The sequence below is a fragment of the Pseudomonas sp. 05T35 genome (assembly GCF_056396605.1).
This window is the reverse complement of the sequence record NZ_JBFTLU010000639.1, coordinates 1-1864: the sequence shown is the minus strand read 5'-3', so window position 1 is coordinate 1864 and position 1864 is coordinate 1. Positions and strand designations below refer to the sequence as shown.

Here is a 1864-nt window from a genome sequence, read left to right as displayed (position 1 = left end):
GTGGAGGCAGGATTTACGACTGCTGCGCAGCCGAACGCAGGCTTCGCCAGCTGCTACGGATCGAGTAATGGCTTGAAGGTCTGGCTCCTACAAGAAGCGTTGCAGTGGGGAATTGTCCGACGTGGTTTTAAGGTTGCGGTTGGGAAGGGGGCGGGACTAGTGTTTGCGGGTCGCTGCAAAATCAGTGACCGGGTTTGGTCGCCCGGGTTTAGAATGGCGCACAGAACCGCGTGAGCGGTTTTTTTGCTTATTGGCAAACTGTGCGTGGGAGGGCTTAGGCCCTGCCGGGTTTCCATTCCCTGGTCGACCAACCTGCGTACAGTTCGCCACCCTTTTGCTTGGTCGCAGAAATGGCGAACTCCAATTTCTGAATGGAGTTTCAACCATGGTCAAGATCACCCCCAATCCCCCCGAAAATCCCAGCGTTTCCCCGTACGATTCCCTCGATTCCAGCAAGCTGCATGAAGCCGCCGAGCGTGCGCTGGATTACCACTTACCGCCATTCACCCAGCCACCGAAACTCGATACCCGGCCGGGCAAAATGTTTGTGGTCATTCCCGATGTCGACAACGAAACCTTGCTGGCCCACGCCAGCGAAACCCTGGCGTCGGTGAATGTGTTGGCCAGCGATCTGGCCTTCGAACTGGAAGGTTCGCGGCGTCATGTGGCGCTGGCGATTCAGCAGATGATTGTACTGAGCGAGTTGCTGGTGAACCGGGCGCTGGATAATTTCGATCCGTACGACTCCGACGCGTAGAGCACAACCTTGTGGCGAGGGAGCTTGCTCCCGCTGGAGCGCGAAGCGGTCCCAACACCATTCGATGCGGTTTTGCTGGAGGACCGAGTGACAGGGGTTACGACTGCTGCGCAGCCGAGCGGGAGCAAGCCCCCTCGCCACAAGGGACTGTCTGCTGTCAGACAGTCCCCGTCAGGTCTCTCACCAGCACCTCACGGCTGCCAGTAACTCTTCTCCCCACTCAACTTCCGTTCGAGAAAACTCGCCGCGCTGATCAGCGCCAGATGGGTCAGTGCTTGTGGCGTGTTGCCCAGGTGTCTGGCGTGGCTGTCAAACTCTTCGGCGTAGAGTCCGAGCGGGTTGGCGTAGCGCAGCAGTTGTTCGAACTCCAGGTGCGCTTTTTCGATCATACCGGCGCGGGCCAGGCACTCGACGTACCAGAACGAGCAGGCGGCGAAGGCGCCCTCGGTGCCGGGCAGGCCATCGATCTGGCTGTCGTCGTTGTGGTAGCGGTACACCATGCCGTCGCGCACCAGGGTTTTCTGGATCGCTTGCAGGGTTGATAGCCAGCGCGGGTCCTTGGCGCTGACGAAGCGCACCAGCGGCATCAGCAACATCGAACCGTCGAGCGCGGTGCCGCCGATGTGCTGGACGAAATGCCCGTGTTCAGCGTTCCAGAAGTTGCTCCAGATGTCGGCGTAGATCGCTTGGCGGGTCTGATCCCAGCGGGCGAACGGGGCGGGCAGCGAACGTTTCGACGCGAGTCGGATGGCCCGATCCAGCGCCACCCAGCACATCAGCCGTGAATGCAGGAAGTGATGCTGCTCGCCACGCATTTCCCAGATGCCGACATCCTCTTGCTGCCAGCTATCGCAAACCTGATCGACCACCTTGATGGCATGTTGCCAACTCTCATGGGAAATGGCCTCACCGTACTTGTTGACCAGGTACACCGCGTCCATCAACTCGCCGAAAATATCCAGCTGAGCCTGCTCGTAGGCCTGATTGCCGATACGTACCGGCTTGGCGTTGCCGTGACCGGACAAGTGCGCGAGTTCGATTTCCGGCAGTTGCTGACGACCGTCGATGGCATACAGCACGTTGAGCTTCATCGCATTGCCCTGGCAG

At 59.7% G+C, this 1864-nt stretch carries 2 protein-coding genes; one reads left to right on the top strand and one right to left on the bottom strand.

What is annotated here, in order from left to right; all coding sequences use genetic code 11:
* The first annotated feature begins 385 nt into the window (after positions 1–385).
* Positions 386–757, top strand: coding sequence for a DUF6124 family protein (locus AC1DH9_RS28305; protein ID WP_216743271.1), 372 nt, complete (start codon positions 386–388; stop codon positions 755–757).
* A 191-nt stretch (positions 758–948) separates the two neighbouring features.
* Here AC1DH9_RS28305 and AC1DH9_RS28300 read toward each other — a convergent pair.
* A partial coding sequence (locus tag AC1DH9_RS28300; protein WP_477809248.1) for a glycoside hydrolase family 15 protein occupies positions 949–1864 on the bottom strand: 916 nt, incomplete at its 5' end.